The organism is Actinokineospora lacus, from assembly GCF_053813445.1.
The window spans coordinates 415,427-431,544 of record NZ_JBQERA010000003.1 but is presented as its reverse complement, the minus strand read 5'-3'; the positions used below and the strand labels follow the sequence as shown (position 1 = coordinate 431,544).

17 protein-coding genes and 1 tRNA gene are annotated in these 16,118 nt (G+C 71.4%); 14 read left to right on the top strand and 4 right to left on the bottom strand.

All coding sequences use genetic code 11. From position 1 onward, the window contains the following. Window positions 1-129 precede the first annotated feature (129 nt). A tRNA-Arg gene (locus ACTG9Q_RS10140) sits at window positions 130-202 on the top strand. Window positions 203-493: 291 nt separating this feature from the next. Further along, complete coding sequence (locus ACTG9Q_RS10135) at window positions 494-1,204, top strand: class I SAM-dependent methyltransferase (RefSeq protein ID WP_455572723.1); 711 nt, start codon at window positions 494-496, stop codon at window positions 1,202-1,204. Here the strand turns inward: ACTG9Q_RS10135 and ACTG9Q_RS10130 are convergent. Beyond that, window positions 1,192-1,596: a DUF2269 domain-containing protein gene (locus ACTG9Q_RS10130; RefSeq protein ID WP_455572409.1), complete on the bottom strand. Its 405-nt coding sequence runs from the start codon at window positions 1,594-1,596 to the stop codon at window positions 1,192-1,194. The genes ACTG9Q_RS10135 and ACTG9Q_RS10130 overlap by 13 nt on opposite strands. Window positions 1,597-1,759: 163 nt before the next feature. Here ACTG9Q_RS10130 and ACTG9Q_RS10125 point away from each other — a divergent pair, with 163 nt between their 5' ends. Genes ACTG9Q_RS10125 through ACTG9Q_RS10105 form a run of 5 tightly spaced genes read left to right on the top strand, consistent with a single transcriptional unit; the run spans window position 1,760 to window position 6,001 of the window. Continuing rightward, a complete protein-coding gene (locus ACTG9Q_RS10125; RefSeq protein WP_455572408.1) occupies window positions 1,760-2,311 on the top strand; it encodes a TetR/AcrR family transcriptional regulator in 552 nt (183 codons plus the stop codon). 52 nt (window positions 2,312-2,363) lie between these two features. Continuing rightward, on the top strand, window positions 2,364-2,645 hold the full coding sequence (locus ACTG9Q_RS10120) for a metal-sensitive transcriptional regulator (protein ID WP_455572407.1): 282 nt from the start codon (window positions 2,364-2,366) through the stop codon (window positions 2,643-2,645). 16 nt (window positions 2,646-2,661) lie between these two features. Next, entirely contained in the window at window positions 2,662-2,868 is a 207-nt protein-coding gene (locus ACTG9Q_RS10115) for a heavy-metal-associated domain-containing protein (protein ID WP_455572406.1), read from the top strand. A gap of 9 nt (window positions 2,869-2,877) precedes the next feature. Then, entirely contained in the window at window positions 2,878-3,756 is an 879-nt protein-coding gene (locus tag ACTG9Q_RS10110; protein WP_455572405.1) for a hypothetical protein, read from the top strand. A gap of 7 nt (window positions 3,757-3,763) precedes the next feature. Beyond that, complete coding sequence (locus ACTG9Q_RS10105; RefSeq protein WP_455572404.1) at window positions 3,764-6,001, top strand: heavy metal translocating P-type ATPase; 2,238 nt, start codon at window positions 3,764-3,766, stop codon at window positions 5,999-6,001. 74 nt (window positions 6,002-6,075) lie between these two features. Here ACTG9Q_RS10105 and ACTG9Q_RS10100 read toward each other — a convergent pair whose 3' ends face one another. Next, window positions 6,076-6,279, bottom strand: coding sequence for a cold-shock protein (locus tag ACTG9Q_RS10100; protein ID WP_455572403.1), 204 nt, complete (start codon window positions 6,277-6,279; stop codon window positions 6,076-6,078). 440 nt (window positions 6,280-6,719) lie between these two features. Here ACTG9Q_RS10100 and ACTG9Q_RS10095 point away from each other — a divergent pair, with 440 nt between their 5' ends. Next, the gene (locus tag ACTG9Q_RS10095) at window positions 6,720-7,736 is read left to right on the top strand and encodes a fatty acid desaturase family protein (protein WP_455572402.1); all 1,017 of its coding nucleotides are present in this window, start codon (window positions 6,720-6,722) and stop codon (window positions 7,734-7,736) included. A 54-nt stretch (window positions 7,737-7,790) separates the two neighbouring features. Here the strand turns inward: ACTG9Q_RS10095 and hisS are convergent, their stop codons facing one another. Together hisS and ACTG9Q_RS10085 are read right to left on the bottom strand one after the other, a co-directional pair. After that, window positions 7,791-9,107, bottom strand: a complete 1,317-nt coding sequence (gene hisS, locus ACTG9Q_RS10090; protein ID WP_455572401.1) for a histidine--tRNA ligase — start codon at window positions 9,105-9,107, stop codon at window positions 7,791-7,793. 59 nt (window positions 9,108-9,166) lie between these two features. Further along, entirely contained in the window at window positions 9,167-9,814 is a 648-nt protein-coding gene (locus ACTG9Q_RS10085) for a histidine phosphatase family protein (RefSeq protein ID WP_455572400.1), read from the bottom strand. Between the two features lie 81 nt (window positions 9,815-9,895). On the opposite strand from ACTG9Q_RS10085, the gene ACTG9Q_RS10080 reads away from it, so the two are divergent. From ACTG9Q_RS10080 to galT, 6 genes are read left to right on the top strand one after another with little or no spacing between them, the layout of a single operon-like run. Then, a complete protein-coding gene (locus ACTG9Q_RS10080; protein ID WP_455572399.1) occupies window positions 9,896-10,735 on the top strand; it encodes a 3-hydroxyacyl-CoA dehydrogenase family protein in 840 nt (279 codons plus the stop codon). Beyond that, window positions 10,732-11,859 carry a GNAT family N-acetyltransferase gene (locus ACTG9Q_RS10075; protein ID WP_455572398.1) on the top strand — a complete coding sequence of 376 codons (1,128 nt, stop codon included), beginning with the start codon at window positions 10,732-10,734 and terminating at the stop codon, window positions 11,857-11,859. The genes ACTG9Q_RS10080 and ACTG9Q_RS10075 overlap by 4 nt, the downstream gene beginning before the upstream one ends. Before the next feature lie 40 nt (window positions 11,860-11,899). Continuing rightward, window positions 11,900-12,595 (top strand): response regulator transcription factor, encoded by a 696-nt coding sequence (locus ACTG9Q_RS10070; protein ID WP_455572397.1) that lies wholly within the window; start codon window positions 11,900-11,902, stop codon window positions 12,593-12,595. After that, window positions 12,595-13,986, top strand: coding sequence for a sensor histidine kinase (locus ACTG9Q_RS10065; RefSeq protein WP_455572396.1), 1,392 nt, complete (start codon window positions 12,595-12,597; stop codon window positions 13,984-13,986). The genes ACTG9Q_RS10070 and ACTG9Q_RS10065 overlap by 1 nt, the downstream gene beginning before the upstream one ends. A gap of 40 nt (window positions 13,987-14,026) precedes the next feature. Next, window positions 14,027-14,824 (top strand): DeoR/GlpR family DNA-binding transcription regulator, encoded by a 798-nt coding sequence (locus ACTG9Q_RS10060; protein ID WP_455572395.1) that lies wholly within the window; start codon window positions 14,027-14,029, stop codon window positions 14,822-14,824. Then, the gene (gene galT, locus ACTG9Q_RS10055) at window positions 14,821-15,861 is read left to right on the top strand and encodes a galactose-1-phosphate uridylyltransferase (protein WP_455572394.1); all 1,041 of its coding nucleotides are present in this window, start codon (window positions 14,821-14,823) and stop codon (window positions 15,859-15,861) included. Before ACTG9Q_RS10060 ends, galT begins: the two co-directional genes overlap by 4 nt. Window positions 15,862-16,118: the final 257 nt, after the last annotated feature.

Below are 16,118 nucleotides of genomic sequence, written 5' to 3'. Positions count from 1 at the left end.
TCTCCCCTCAACCATCCCACCAGCGAGAACCCGACCACCCCATCCTGCCCGCCCCCCGCCAGGGTGACATCAGGAACACCCCCTAGTGGCCCACCCAACCCCACCCACCGGGTAAGGTTGCCCCCGCACGCCCTCGTAGCTCAGGGGATAGAGCATCGGTTTCCTAAACCGTGTGTCGCAGGTTCGATTCCTGCCGGGGGCACTCGCTCTGACCAGGCCAGACCACAGAATCATGATCACTGATCATGGTTCTGTTGAGTCACGTGTGGAGCCAACGGGCTATCTCGGCTCCGAGGACCGCTCCGCCAGACCGTGCGGGGCGAGGTGGAGACGTTGCCCGATGGGTTGCTCCAGGTGCGTGCGTACGCCGGGCAGGTCAGTCACGCTGTACTCCGGGTTGGAGACCAACGGGGAGGCACGGGTGGCTGGGGCGGAGCTTTACGACGGCATCGGTGCCGGGTACTCGTTGGGACGGCGCACTGACCCGCGGTGGATGGCCGCCATCCTCGCCGCGCTCGGGGACGCGCGGTCGGTCGTTGACGTAGGGGCGGGCACCGGGTCCTACGAGCCAGGCGGGCGGACGGTGCTCGCCATTGAGCCGTCCGCCGAGATGGTTCGCCAGCGCCCGCGCACCGCCGCGCCCGTTGTTCGGGGGGTTGCCGAGGCGCTGCCGGTTCGCGACCAAGCGGTCGACGCCGCGCTGGCCGTGCTCACCGTCCACCACTGGGGCGACTGGCGAGGCGGGCTTGCCGAGTTGCGGCGGGTGGCGCCGCGCCAGGTCGTCCTCGCCTACGACACCCGCCTGCACGCTGAGTTCTGGCTCGTCCGCGAGTACATCCCCGAGGTCGCCGACTTGGAACTGTCGCGCCCCTCCGCGGACGACATCGCTACCGAACTGGGCGCCGACAGCGTCACGCCCCTGCCGCTGCCGTGGGACTTCACCGACGGGGTGTTCCCCGCCCACTGGCGACGCCCGGCCGCCTACCTCGACCCCCAAGTCCGCCGCACGTGCTCCGCCCTCGCCCGAACCGACCCCGACGCCGTCGTCCGGGGCATCCGCCGTCTCCGCGACGACCTCGAAAGCGGCCGGTGGCACGAGCAACACCAGGACCTTCTCGCCCTCGACCAGTGGGACGCGGGCTTCCGCCTCATCGTCTCGCGAGGTCATCGAGGTCCGGTCTCCGCCGCCGGTCAGGTCCGGTAGACCCGGCCCGCCGGTTTGTAGACAGCCAAGGCGGTGGTCACGACCAGCACCAGGGCGGCGGCCACGGCGTGCACGAGATCGCGGGACGTGCCAAGGGTTTGGGTGTACAGGAGCAGGACCGCGGTGGCGAGGACGGTCAGCACCAGCTTGATGAGGACCCAGTAGTGGCGCACCAGCCCCCACGGGGTGATCAGCGAGCAGACCACGCCGCTCGCCAGGCTGGCCAGGCTCAGCGGCACGATGGTCGACCACACCGCCAGTCGCAGCACGGGGGTCAGGTCGGGGTCGGACTGGGCTGCCGCGGCGAGGGGAATGAACGCCAGGACGGCGCCCAGCCAGCCCACTGACGTCGTGATGTGCACGGTCAGGGCGAGCTTGCGTGACGAGGCCATCAGCGGTGCATGTCGGGGCCGTGGTCCACGCCGGAGGCCAGCAGGACGATGACCAGCGCGGCGCAGACGGCGGCGAACACCAGGACCCAGCGGGGGATAGGCATGGCGTCAGCTTTTACGAGACACTGTGTCGCTGTCAATACGCGGTGCCTACGCTGGTCCCGTGCCAAGGCTCTGGAACGACACGATCGACGAGCATCGCCGGGCGGTGCGGGAGGCGATCCTGGACGCCACGGGCGGGCTCGTGGTCGAGCGCGGGCTGCGGGGGGTGACCATGTCGCTGATCGCCGAGCGGGCCGGGATCGGGCGCGCGACGCTGTACAAGTACTTCCCCGACGTCGACTCGATCCTGCGCGCCTGGCACGAGCGGCAGGTCACCGCGCACCTCGCCCAGCTCACCGCGCTGCGCGAACAGCCGGGAACGCCACGTGAACGAGTGAAAGCGGTGCTCACTGGGTACGCCTTCATCGTCCGGGAGGCCGGGCGGCACGACTGGGAACGGGTCGCGGAGTTACACCGGGGCGGACACGGACAGCGGGACCTCCACGCCCTGATCCGCGACCTGGTCGCCGACGCGACCCCCCGCGTCCCGCCCGACGAGCTGGCCCGCTTCTGCGTGCACGCCCTCGGCGCCGCCGCCGAACTCGACTCGGCCGACGCGGTCCGCAGGCTGGTCGACACCATCGTGGCCTGCCTTGACGCGGGTACCCCCTAGGGGTACAAAGGTACCCATACGGGGTATCCGTGACCGCGTCGGGAGGAGTGTCGTGCGAGGCTACGCGCAGGACAAGGACGAATACCTGAAGCGGTTGCGGCGCATCGAAGGGCAGGTGCGCGGCCTGCACCGGATGGTGGCGGACGACGAGTACTGCATCGACGTGCTCACCCAGGTCTCCGCTGTCACCAAGGCATTGCGGTCCGTGTCCATCGGACTGATCGACGAGCACCTCAAGCACTGCGTCGCCGAGGCCGTTGCCGAAGGCGGCGAGACCGCCGAGGCGAAGGTCGCCGAGGCCAGCGCCGCGATCGCGCGGCTGGTGCGCTCATGAACGAGAAGGGAAACCCATGACCGAGACCACCTTCACCGTCACCGGCATGACGTGCGGGCACTGCGCCGCCTCCGTCCGCGAGGAGGTCGGGACGATCGACGGCGTGCAGAACATCGACGTCGACGTGCCGACCGGCCGGGTGACCGTGACCAGTGGCGGGCCTCTCGACCCGGAGCGCGTGCGCGCCGCGGTCGAGGAGGCGGGCTACCAGCTGAGCGCGTAGAGGACCGACATGAACACAGCAGGGAAGCTCGCCGCCTACGGTGCGGCCGTCGTCCTGGTCGCCACCGGCGCCTGGGCGGTCGGCGCGGCTGTCGGCCCCTTCCCCGGCCCGGCCGGGGTGTCCGAAGCCGAGGGCGCCGGACACGGGGGCGCTCACAGCGACACCGTCGCGGAGGCGCCCAAGGAGCCCGCAGGCCTCGCGTCGTCCAGGGGCGGTCACACCCTCACGCCCACCTCGACGACGCTGACCGCCGGGCAGCGCAAGCCGTTCGCCTTCACCATCACCGGCCCCGACGGCCACGCCATCACCGCCTTCGACACCGCCCACGACAAGCGGATGCACCTGATCGTCGTGCGCCGCGACCTCACCGGCTTCCAGCACGTCCACCCGACGATGTCCGCCGACGGCACGTGGACCGTTCCCCTGGCGGTCGCCGACCCCGGCGTCTACCGGGCTTTTGCCGACTTCGTCCCCACCGGGTCCGACCCGCTCACCCTCGGCGTCGACCTCTTCGCCGACGGCGAGACCACCCGCGTGGAGCACACCGACCAGCGAGTGGCCACTGTGGACGGCTACCAGGTGCGCCTCGACGGCGACCTGGCGGGCTCGTCGACGGTCACCGCGACGGTGACCAAGGACGGCGCGGAGGTCACCGACCTGGAGCCCTACCTCGGCGCCTACGGGCACCTGGTCGCCTTGCGCGCCGGTGACCTGGCCTATCTGCACGTCCACCCGGAGGACACCCCCGGGTCGGGGCCGCGGATCGGGTTCGGGGTGGAGGTCCCCTCGGCGGGCGCCTACCGCCTGTTCCTGGACTTCCAGCACGAGGGCAAGGTCCGCACGGCGGCGTTCACCGTCACTGTGGACGGACACCGCGAGCACGGGTGAGGACGACATGACATCGGATCTACGCGCGGCCACCGGCGAAATCGAGCTCTCCATCAGCGGGATGACCTGCGCCTCCTGCGCCAACCGAATCGAGCGCAAGCTCAACAAGCTCGACGGCGTCACCGCCACGGTCAACTACGCCACCGAGAAGGCCAAGGTCGCCTACCCGCCCGACCTGGACCCGGCGGTCCTGATCGAGCAGGTCGAGGCCGCGGGCTACTCGGCCACCGTGCCCGCTCCCCAGGAGGAGGCCGCGCCCGAGGAGCCAGACGCCACGCACGCGTTGCGCCTGCGCCTCATCGGCTCGGCCGTCCTGTCGGTCCCCGTCATCGCCATGGCGATGGTCCCCGCCCTGAAGTTCACCTACTGGCAGTGGATCTCCCTGGCGCTCGCGGGCCCGGTCGTGCTGTGGGCGGCCTGGCCGTTCCACAAGGCGGCCTGGGCGAACCTGCGCCACGGCGCGGCCACAATGGACACCCTCATCTCCATCGGCACCCTGGCGGCGCTCCTCTGGTCGCTCTACGCCCTGCTGTTTGGCACCGCGGGCGTGCCGGGGATGACCCACCCGTTCGAGCTGACCATCCAGCGTATGAGCGGTGACGCCAACATCTACCTCGAGGTCGCCGCCGGGGTCACCACGTTCATCCTCGCCGGGCGCTACTTCGAGGCCCGCTCCAAGCGCCGGGCGGGCGCGGCATTGCGCGCGCTGCTCGAACTCGGCGCGAAGGAGGTCGCGGTCCTGCGCGAGGGCCGCGAGCAGCGCGTTCCCGTCGACCAGCTCGCTGTCGGTGACGAGTTCGTGGTGCGGCCGGGGGAGAAGATCGCCACCGACGGCGTCGTCACCGACGGCTCGTCCGCGGTGGACGCGAGCATGCTCACCGGCGAGTCCGTCCCGGTCGAGGTCGCCCCGGGGGCGGCGGTCGTCGGCGCGACGGTCAACGCGGGCGGGCGCCTGGTCGTGCGGGCGACGAAGGTCGGCGGGGACACGCAGCTGGCGCGGATGGCCACGCTGGTCGAGGAGGCCCAGAACGGCAAGGCCGAGGTGCAGCGCCTCGCCGACCGCGTCTCGGGGGTCTTCGTGCCCATCGTGATCGCGCTGGCCGCCGCCACGCTGGCGTTCTGGCTGGGCGCGGGCGGTTCCGCGGCGGCGGCGTTCACCGCGGCGGTCGCGGTGCTGATCATCGCCTGCCCGTGCGCCCTGGGCCTGGCGACCCCGACCGCGCTGCTGGTCGGCACCGGCCGCGGCGCCCAGCTCGGCATCCTCATCAAGGGCCCCGAGGTCCTGGAGTCGACGCGGCGGGTGGACACCGTGGTGCTGGACAAGACCGGCACCGTCACCACCGGTCAGATGTCCCTCGTGGACGTCCACGTCGGTCAGGGCGAGGACCGCGCCGAGGTCCTGCGCCTGGCGGGCGCGCTGGAGGACGCCTCCGAGCACCCGATCGCCCAGGCCGTCGTGCGCGGCGCCCGCGATGAGGTCGGCGAGCTGCCCTCGGTCGAGGAGTTCGCCAACGTCGAGGGGCTGGGCGTGCGGGGCGCGGTCGACGGGCACGCGGTGGTCGCCGGTCGCGCGGCCCTGCTGGAGCAGTGGGGCCAGCGCCTGCCCGATGACCTGGCCGAGGCGAAGGCCGCCGCCGAGCGGCGCGGCCACACCGCCATCGCGGTCGGCTGGGACGACGTGGCCCGCGCGGTCCTCGTCGTCGCCGACACGGTCAAGCCGACCTCGGCGGAGGCCATCACCAGGCTGCGCGGCCTCGGCCTCGCCCCGGTCCTGCTCACCGGCGACAACACCGCGGTCGCGGAGTCCGTCGCCAAGGTGGTGGGCATCACCGAGGTCATCGCCGAGGTCCTGCCCGCGGACAAGGTCGACGTCATCAAGCGCCTGCAGTCCGAGGGCCGGACCGTGGCCATGGTCGGCGACGGCGTCAACGACGCGGCGGCCCTCGCCCAGGCCGACCTCGGCCTGGCCATGGGCACCGGCACCGACGCCGCCATCGAGGCCGCCGACCTGACCCTGGTCCGCGGCGACCTGCTGGCCGCCGTCGACGCCATCCGGCTGTCCCGGCGGACGCTGGCCACCATCAAGGGCAACCTGTTCTGGGCCTTCGCCTACAACGTGGCCGCCCTGCCGCTGGCCGCGGCCGGGCTGCTGAACCCGATGCTGGCGGGCGCGGCGATGGCGGTCAGCTCAGTGTTCGTCGTCACCAACAGCCTGCGGCTGCGCGGTTTCCGACCAACTCATTGATCGGCACGCGGATTAGCCCCTCACCAATGGTGAGGGGCTAATCCGAAGTTCACTCAAGAGCGAATTGCGCTACCTCAGATGAGGGTCACGCGGGTCGCCTGAGGGCCCTTGTTGCCCTGGCCGATCTCGAACTCCACGCGGGCGTTCTCGTCCAGGCTGCGGAAGCCGTTGCTCTGGATCTCCGAGTAGTGCACGAAGACGTCGGCGCCGCCGTCGTCAGGAGAGATAAAGCCGAAGCCCTTCTCGGAGTTGAACCACTTCACGGTGCCCTGGGTCATCTATATTCTCCACATCACAAATAAGTATTACCGCACGCTCATTGAGAACGTGCCAGGTTAGTCGCGGGGTATGGGGATTCAGAAGAAGACCCAGCACGTCCGCGCAGAAATCCTGCGAGCGCTGGTGACGCCACAAAACTCTCGAACCGTGATGCAAGTTCAGCACGGGCCGCCCGCCCCTGTCAACCCGGACCGCTCGCTCGTGAACACCCGGGGAAGTGACGGCGTCATCGGGCGGGGGCCCGAGGAGCCGGGGTACGGTGTTGGCACCGGGGCACGTCGAGTGGCGGCGATCCGGATGGAACGCCTGAGCCGGTGGTGGCCGCAGCACGGCCCGCAGGCAGCGTGCGGGTGCCCTTCCGAGTTCCGGCGTGGCCTGCTGGGCGCCACCTCCCACCCCCTCGGAACCACGTCCGACCTGATCTGAGGCCGTTGGAACTTTGACCCAAACACTGCGCGGCAGCGAGTACGCCGAACTGGCCAGGACCATCAAGCAGGGCGGGCTGTTGCGCCGCCGCCACGGCTACTACGCCGTGCGCATCTCGGTGAACTTCCTCATGCTGGGCGCCGGGCTGACCGCCTTCTTCCTGCTGGGCTCGTCCTGGTGGCAGATGCTCACCGCGGCCTTCCTGGCCTTCGTGCTCACCCAGTTCGCCTTCATCGGCCACGACGCGGGCCACCGGCAGATCTTCGGGTCGCGCCGGGCCAACGACGCCGTGGGGTACCTGCACGGCGCCATGGCGGGGATCAGCTACGGCTGGTGGGTCGGCAAGCACACCCGCCACCACGCGAACCCCAACCACGAGGACGCCGACCCGGACATCGACATCCCGGCCCTGTCCTTCAGCCGCGAGCAGGCCCTGGCCAAGCGCGGCCCGCTGCGCTGGGTGACGAAGTACCAGGCGTTCCTGTTCTTCCCGCTGCTGATGACCGAGGCCGTCATACTGCGCCTGGCCAGCTTCGACGCGGTGATCCGCGGCGAGGTCAAGCGGGCCCGCGCCGAGGGCGCGATGCTGGTGGCGAACACCGCCATCTACCTGACCGCGCTGTTCCTGGTGCTCACGCCGCTGCAGGCGATCGTCTTCATCGTCGTCCACCAGGGGCTGATGGGGGTCTACCTCGGCTGCGCGTTCGCGCCCAACCACAAGGGCATGCCGGTCTTCGCCAAGGAAGACGAGCTGGACTTCCTGCGCAAGCAGGTCCTGACCTCGCGCAACATCGAGGGCCGCTGGTGGGTCGACTACCTGCTCGGCGGGCTGAACTACCAGATCGAGCACCACCTGTTCCCCAGCATGCCGCGGCCGAACCTGCGCCGGGCCCAGGCGATCGTGCGCGACTTCTGCGCCGCCCGCGAGATCTCCTACACCCAGGTCGGCCTGCTGGCCTCCTACGCCTGGGTCGTGCGCTACCTCCACGAGGTCGGCGCCCCCCTGCGCCAGCCCGTGCCGCAGTCCTGAGAGTGGGATTCCTGGTCGGCCCCTCGCCTGCATCGACCCCCGTCGTGAAGCAGGTCAGGGGCGGACCCAGGTCCGCGGGTCCGCCGGGGTCTGCGCCCCGCTGCCCATGTCCTTGACCTCGTGGGGCTTGCCGTCCTCGAACGGCGGGAACCAGACGAACGGGATGCCCTTGCGGGAGGCGTAGCGGATCTGCTTGGCCAGCTTGTCGGCCTGGTGGTACAGCTCGGTGTTGAGCCCCCGGGCCCGCAGCGTCGCCGCCACGGCGGTGGCGTCGGCGCGGCGCTCGTCGGAGGGGACCACGACCAGGACCTCGCTGGGCGTGCTGGCCTTGGTCTCCAGCAGGCCCTCGGCGACCAGCTTGGCGAAGATCCGGGTCAGGCCGATCGACAGGCCGATGCCGGGCAGGTCGCGGCGGATGAACGAGCCCGCCAGGTTGGCGTAGCGCCCCCCTGAGCAGATGCTGCCGTAGCCGGGCCAGTCGAGGAACTTCCCCTCGTAGACGGTGCCGGTGTAGTAGTCCAGGCCGCGCGCGATGGACAGGTCGGCGACGAGGCTGCCCGCGGGCAGGTCCGACAGCGACTCCAGCACGAAGCCCAGCTCGTCCAGGCCCTCGGCCAGCAGGTCGGACTTGACGCCCAACCGGGTGATCTCGTCGACGACGCCCGCGTCGGTGCCGCGGATCTGGGCCAGGTCGAGGCACGCGGTGGCCTGCTCGGGGCTGAGCCCGGCCTTCGCCAGCAGCTCGCCGACGCCCGCCGTGCCGATCTTGTCCAGCTTGTCGGCGATCCGGATGACCGCCAGCGGGTCGGCGATGCCGAGGCCCTCGTAGAAGCCCTGGAGGACCTTGCGGTTGTTGATGTTCAGCGACCACGCGGGCAGGCCGAGGCCGGTCAGCACCTCGTGGATGATCCGCGGCAGCTCGGCGTCGAAGTGCAGCGGCACGCTGTCGACGTTGATCACGTCGATGTCGCACTGGGTGAACTCGCGGAAGCGGCCCTCCTGCGGGCGCTCGCCGCGCCAGACCCGCTGGATCTGGTAGCGCTTGAACGGGAAGACCAGATCGTTGAAGTGCTGGGCGACGTAGCGGGCGAAGGGCACCGTGAGGTCGAAGTGCAGCCCGAGCTTGGCGTCGCTGGTGTCGCGCGGGTCGGCCTGCAGCCGCCGCAGCGTGTACACCTCCTGCGAGGTCTCGCCCTTCGCGGTCAGCACGTCGAGTGACTCGACCGACGGCGTCTCCACCGAGGCGAAGCCGTAGCGCTCGAACGTGGCCCTGATCCGGTCCAGCCAGGCCAGCTCGACCAGCCGGACCTCTGGCAGCCACTCGCTGAAGCCGCTGATCGGAGCCGGTCGGACCACCTGCTGGTCGCTCATCTGCTGACTCTCTCCAACGTCGGGGGATATCGCAGATGGTATTAGACCCGGTCGCGGGCTCAGAGCTGCGTTGAGCCGTCTGGCGAGTCCCGCCACTGCTCGAAGGGGCGGTCCAGGTGCCAGCGCCCGCCCGCGAAGGTCAGCACCCGGTGCTCGCAGTGGGTCGGGTTGGACAGCGACTCGAACAGATCGATGCTCCAGGAGAACATCCGCCTGCACAGCAGGCGCGTGGTGAGTCCGTGCGAGACCACCAGCGCGGTCCTGGGGTGGGAGCTGTCGTACTCCACGCGCTGCTCCAGCTCGTTGAGGAAGCTGGCGACCCGGTCGTCCACGTCGGCGCCGGACTCCCCGTGGGCGAGCCGGTAGAAGAAGTGGCCGAACTCGTGGCGCTTGCGCTTCTGCACCTCCTGCTCGACCGGGTCCTGCAGGTTGCCCCAGTCCTGCTCGCGCAGCCGCGGTTCCTGAACCCGCCGTACGACGCGCTCGCCGAGGTCCAGCAGTGCCAGCGTGCGCACGGCGCGCACGTAAGGGCTCACATAGGCCGCGACGCGCTCGTCGCCCAGCAGGGCGCGCAGCTCGACGCCCGCGGCCCCGGCCTGCTCCTCGCCGCGCTCGGTCAGCGGCAGGGCGTGGTCGGGGACGCGGCAGTAGGCCAGCTCGTCGATGTTGCCGAGGCTTTCCGCGTGTCGCAGGAGAATGATCCGCACACCACCATCGTGCCGGTTGTGGGCGGCGAGTGGCCGGTCAATAGGGTGCAATGACCGGATGTACCAAAGGAGCGTCACACATTGAGACTCCCTGACACCGTCGCCGTGGTAGGTGGGGGAACGATGGGCGCGGGTATCGCCCATGTGTTCCTCGCCGCGGGCTCCCGAGTAGTCCTCGCCGAGGCCGACAGCGCCCGTGCCGAGGCCGGTGCGGCCGCCGTCGCGGCGTCCCTGCGCAAGGCCCAGGACCGCGGCAAGCTGGCCGACGCGGCCGCCGCGCTGGCCAATCTGACCACAGTGGACACCCTGGCCGCGCTGCCCGCCGACACCGGCCTGGCCGTGGAGGCCGTCCCCGAGGACCTGGCGCTCAAGCAGACCGTGCTCTCCCAGATCGCCGCCGTCTGCCCGGACGCGGTCCTGGCCTCCAACACGTCCTCGCTGTCGATCACCGCGCTGGCGTCCGCGCTGCCCGGCGACCGCGTGCTGGGCATGCACTTCTTCAACCCGGTGCCCGTGCAGGCCCTCGTGGAGCTGGTGCACCACGACGGGCTCGGCGCCGACGTGCTCGCCCGGGTCTGCGGCTGGGCCGAGGCGCTGGGCAAGACCGTGATCGAGGTCCGCGACTCGCCCGGGTTCGCCACGTCCCGGCTGGGCGTGGCCGTCGGCCTCGAAGCCATCCGGATGCTGGCCGAGGGGGTGGCCTCCGCGGAGGACATCGACACCGGGATGCGGCTGGGCTACGGCTGGCCGATGGGCCCGCTGCGGCTGACCGACCTGGTCGGGCTGGACGTGCGGCTGTCCATTGCCGAGCACTTGGCCCGCGAGCTGGGCCCGCGCTTCGAGCCGCCCGCGCTGCTGCGGGAGAAGGTCGCCCGGGGTGAGCTGGGCCGCAAGTCCGGCCAGGGCTTCTTCGCGTGGTGACCGTCCGCCCGTTCGACGCCGCCGACACCGACGCGGTGCAGCGGATGCGGCGGCTGGCCTTCGGCTCGACCGGCCCGCTCGGGCCCGCCGAGGCATGGTCGGGGCTCGTCGCCGAGGACGCGGGCGGCGTGGTGGGCGTCACGCGGGTGTGGCGGTACCAGCAGTTCTTCGGCGGGGTGGCCGTGCCGTGCGGCGGGATCGCCAGCGTGGTCGTCCTCCCGCACGCGGGCGGGCAGGGGGTCGCCGGGGAGCTGCTGCGGGCCGCGGTGGGCCTGATGCGGGAGGACGGCCAGCCGGTCTCGGCGCTGTACCCGACGCTGCCCGCGGTCTACCGGCGCCACGGCTGGGAGCACGCGGGCACGCTGGAGCGGCTTCCGGTCCCGATGGACGCCCTCGCCCGGCTGCGCGCCGACCGGCCCGTGCGCCCGGCTGTCGAGGCCGACCTGCCGCACCTGCGCGCGACCTACCTGCGCACCGCCGCCGCGGTGAACGGGATGCTCGACCGCTCCGGGCCCGCCTTCGACGTGGCCGAGGTGCTGGAGCTGGACATCGTGCACGTCGTGCCAGGCGAGGACGGCCCGCGCGGCTACCTCGGCGCCGAACGCCGCGGGGACTCGCTGGTGGTGCACGACGTCGTGGGCGACGACGCCGACACCGTCCGCGCGCTGCTGGGCAGCCTGGCGGCGTGGTCGTCGGTGGTCGGGGAGGTCACGCTGCGGCTGGCCGACCCCGCCGTCGAGCTGATCCTGCCGCGCACGGCGACCCCGGTGGACGTGCGTCCCTGGATGCTGCGGGTGGTCGACCTGCCCGCCGCCGTGGCCGCCCGCGGCTGGCCCGCCGTCGACCACGCGCGGCCGTTCAGCGTGGACATCGAGCTGGCCGACGAGGACGCGCCGTGGCACTCCGGCAGGCACCGGCTGGTGTGGGACGGCACGGCGGTCTCCTGTGAGCCCGGCGGTGGCGGCGAGGTGCGGCTGCACCCGCGCGGGCTGGCGGCCTGGTACGCCGGGAGCGCGGACTCGGCGACCCTGCGCCGGGCCGGGCTGTTGGCGGGCGGGCAGGCCAGCGGTCTGGACGCCCTGATCGGTGGGGCCCGGCCCGCCCGGCTCGCCGACGAGTTCTGACTCTCAGGTGCGTCTCAGCAGCAAGGGGAACACTGGCCTCATGCGCATTCTCGTGGTCGACGACGATCGGGCCGTGCGCGACTCGCTGCGCCGCTCGCTGCAGTTCAACGGCTACCAGGTGGACCTGGCGGGCGACGGGCAGGCGGCGCTGGAGCTGGTCTCCGACACCGGCACCAGGCCCGACGCGATGGTGCTCGACGTGATGATGCCCCGCCTCGACGGGCTGGAGGTGTGCAGGCGGCTGCGCGGCGTCGGCGACGACCTGCCGATCCTCGTGCTCACCGCCCGCGACCTGGTCTCCGACCGGGTGGCCGGGCTGGACGCGGGCGCCGACGACTACCTGCCCAAGCCGTTCGCCCTGGAGGAGCTGCTGGCCCGGCTGCGCGCGCTGCTGCGCCGCGCCACCCCCGAGCAGAGCGGCCCGTCCGAGGGCGGCCTGGCCTTCGCCGACCTGCACATGGACCCCGGCACCCGCGAGGTGCGCCGCGGCGAGCGGCCGATCAGCCTCACCCGCACCGAGTTCGCGCTGCTGGAGCTGCTGCTGTCGCACCCCAAGCAGGTGCTCACCCGCAGCCGCATCCTGGAGGAGGTGTGGGGCTACGACTTCCCGACCTCGGGCAACGCGCTGGAGGTCTATGTCGGCTACCTGCGGCGCAAGACCGAGGCCGAGGGGGAGCCGCGGCTGATCCACACCGTGCGCGGCGTCGGCTACGTCCTGCGGGAGACCCCACCCTGATGACGGCTCCGAACGGCGTCAAGCTCCGGGTCTCGATGCGCTCGCGGATCAGCCTGCTCGCCGCGTTCTGCGTGGGCGGGGCCGTGGCGCTGGTCTCCCTCGGCGCCTACATCACCGTGTACCGCGGGCTGTACCAGCAGATCGACGACAACCTGATCGAGCGGGCCAACGCGCTGCTGAACAACACCACGGTGATCACCGAGGGGCGCACCGAGATCCCGGTGTTCTTCCTGGAGCTCTCCGACATCAAGTTCGACGTGGTCGACGCCTCGGGCAAGTCGGCCATCAACATCAACCGGCCGCTGGTGCGCCCGTCCATCGGCGAGCACGAGCTGCGGGTCGCGCTGGGTTTCCAGGCCACCAGCGTCCGCACCGACCAGGCCACCGACACGCGCGTGTACGCCGTGGAGTACCCGTTCCTGCCCGGGAACGCGCTGGTGCTCTCGCAGTCGCTGGAGTCGACCAAGAGCACGCTCGCCAAGCTGTCGGTGGTGCTCATCGTGATCGGCGGCTCGGGCATCCTCGTCTCCGCGCTGGCGGGTCTCGCGGTCGCGCGCGGGAGCCTGCGGCCCGTCCAGCGGCTGACCGCGGCCACCGAGCACGTCACCTACACAGGTGATCTTCGGCCGATCCCGGTCGCCGGGGACGACGAGCTGGCCCGGCTCACCCTGAGCTTCAACACCATGCTCGGCGCGGTCGCCGAGGCCCAGGAGCGGCAGCGGCGCCTCGTCGCCGACGCCGGGCACGAGCTGCGCACCCCGCTGACCTCGTTGCGCACCAACCTCGAGCTGCTGCTGGCCTCGGAGAAGCCCGGCGCGCCGAACCTGTCGGCGCAGGACCGCGCCGAGATCCAGGACGACCTGCGCGCCCAGCTCGACGAGCTGACCCAGCTCATCGGCGACCTCGTCGAGCTGGCGCGCAGCGACGCCGCCGCCGACGTCCACGAGCACGTCGAGCTGACCGAGGTCGTCGAGCAGGCGCTCGACCGGGCCCGGCGGCGGGCCGGGGACGTGCGCTTCGAGGTCAACCTGCGCCCGTGGCACCTCATCGGCAACGCCGCGACGCTGGAGCGGGCCGTGCTGAACCTGTTGGACAACGCGGTCAAGTTCAGCCCGCCGGAAGGCACCGTCCGGGTGACACTGGACGACGCGGGCACCGGGTACGCCTTCCTCCAGGTGGCCGACCAGGGCCCCGGCATCAGCGACAGCGACCTGCCGCACGTGTTCGAGCGCTTCTACCGCTCGGAGGAGGCGCGGACCCTGCCGGGTTCGGGGCTGGGGCTGGCGATCGTCAAGCAGGCCGCCCAGCGCCACGGCGGCGCGGTGTACGCGGGGCGCTCGGTGGAGGGGGGCGCGCTGATGGCGCTCCGCCTGCCCGGTCACCCCGGGTGACAACAACAAAATCAACCGTTCGAGTGTGTAGCATTGTGTTGTGCTTGCCCGTCAGCGCCAGGAGGTGATCCTGGACGAGGTCCGCCGCAGCGGAGCTGTCCAGGTGCACGCGCTCGTCTCCAGGCTGGGTGTCTCGGACATGACCATCCGCCGCGACCTCGACGTGCTGGCCAAGCGCGGGCTGGTCGAGAAGGTCTACGGCGGCGCGACCTCGGTGGTCGGGCGCAGCACCGACGAGCCCGGCTTCGAGGCGAAGTCGGTGCGGGCGCTGGCGGAGAAGGACGCGATCTCCGCGCGCGCGGCCTCGCTGATCCGGCCCGGCACCGCGATCGGACTGTCCGCGGGCACCACCACGTGGACGTTCGCCCACCATCTGGCCGATGTGTCCGACATCACAGTGGTGACCAACTCGATCCGGGTGGCCGACGTCCTGCGCAGCACCGACCGTCCTGACCGGACCGTCGTGCTGACCGGCGGCGTGCGCACCCCCTCCGACGCGCTGGTCGGACCGGTCGCGGTGCAGTCGCTTCGGTCGCTGCACCTGGACGTGGTGTTCCTCGGCGTGCACGGCATGGCCGACGGTCCCGGCTTCACCACCCCGAACCTCAACGAGAGCGAGACCGACCGCGCCCTGGTCGAGGCGGGCAGCAGGCTGGTCGTCCTCGCCGACCACACCAAGTGGGGCACGGTCGGCATCTCCACCATCGCCGACCTCCACGAGGCGCACGTGCTGGTCACCGACGAGGGTTTGCCCGAGGACGCCAGGGAGATCCTGAGCGACCGGGTCGGTGAGCTGATCATCGCCGACGTGCCCGAGAGTGCCAGGGCCGCCGAGTGAGGCGCACGGTCCGGGCGCTGGCCGACGGCCGCGAGATCCACTACTACGACGAGCCCGGCGCCCCGCCGCGGGAGGCCGTCGACAGCCGCGACCTGCCCCCGCAGGACTCCGCCTCGGAGATCCGCCGGGACCCGCTGACCGGCGAGTGCGTGGCCTTGGCCGCGCACCGGCAGACCCGCACGTACAAGCCGCCCGCCGGGAAGTGTCCACTGTGCCCTTCCGAGCCGGGGCGCCCCAGTGAGGTGCCCGAGTCCGCTTATGACGTGGTGGTGTTCGAGAACCGCTTCCCGTCGTTCTCCGGGGGGCGCGGGCGCTGCGAGGTCATGTGCTTCACCTCCGACCACGCCACGTCGTTCGGCGAGCTGTCCCCTGAGCGCGTGCGGCTCGTCGTCGACGTGTGGGCCGACCGGACGGCCGAGCTGAGCGCGCTGCCGGGGGTGGCGCAGGTGTACCCCTTCGAGAACCGCGGCGACGAGATCGGCGTCACGCTGTCGCACCCGCACGGGCAGATCTACGCCTACCCGTTCATCACCCCGCGCACCGAGCGGATGCTGAGCACGGCGGCGGCGTACCTGGCCGAGAACGGGCGCCCGGTGATGGGCGACGTGCTCGCCGCCGAGCGGGCCTCCGGCAAGCGGGTGGTCGCGGAGTCCGCGCACTGGACGGCTTTCGTGCCCGAGGCGGCGCGCTGGCCGGTCGAGGTGCTGCTGGTGCCGCACCGCCAGGTGCCCGACCTGCCCGCCTTGACTTCCGCGGAGCGCGCCGACTTCGCCGCGCTGTACCTGCGGGTCCTCGGTCGGCTGGATGGCCTGTACGACCGCGAACTGCCCTACATCGCCGCCTGGCACCAGGCGCCGGTGTCCGAGGGGCGGGACCTCGCGTGGCTGCACCTGCAGGTGTTCTCCATACTTCGTACCGCGGACAAGCTGAAGTACCTGGCGGGCTCGGAATCCGGCATGGCGGTCTGGATCAACGACGTCACGCCGGAGAGCCTGGCGGAACGTCTCCGCTCGGCCCCGCCCCGCTATGGGCGCTAGGACTGGGTTTTCCAGACTCACGGCGGGTGCACAGGCCCATCTCAGGTGCTTCTCAGTCAGGAAGCGCAAGGTGGAGACATGACGGAGAACAGGCCCGACGAGAACCCCGCCGAAGATGGCCCGGTGTCGGGTTTTGATCGTCGGGATTCGGGGAACTTCACAGATACAGGCCACGGTTCGCTTGGGGAGCAGGGCCCCGGGCAACCGTCATCCGGCGACCGGGTGGCCGGGGAGCAGGGCCCCGGCCACCCGGAAGC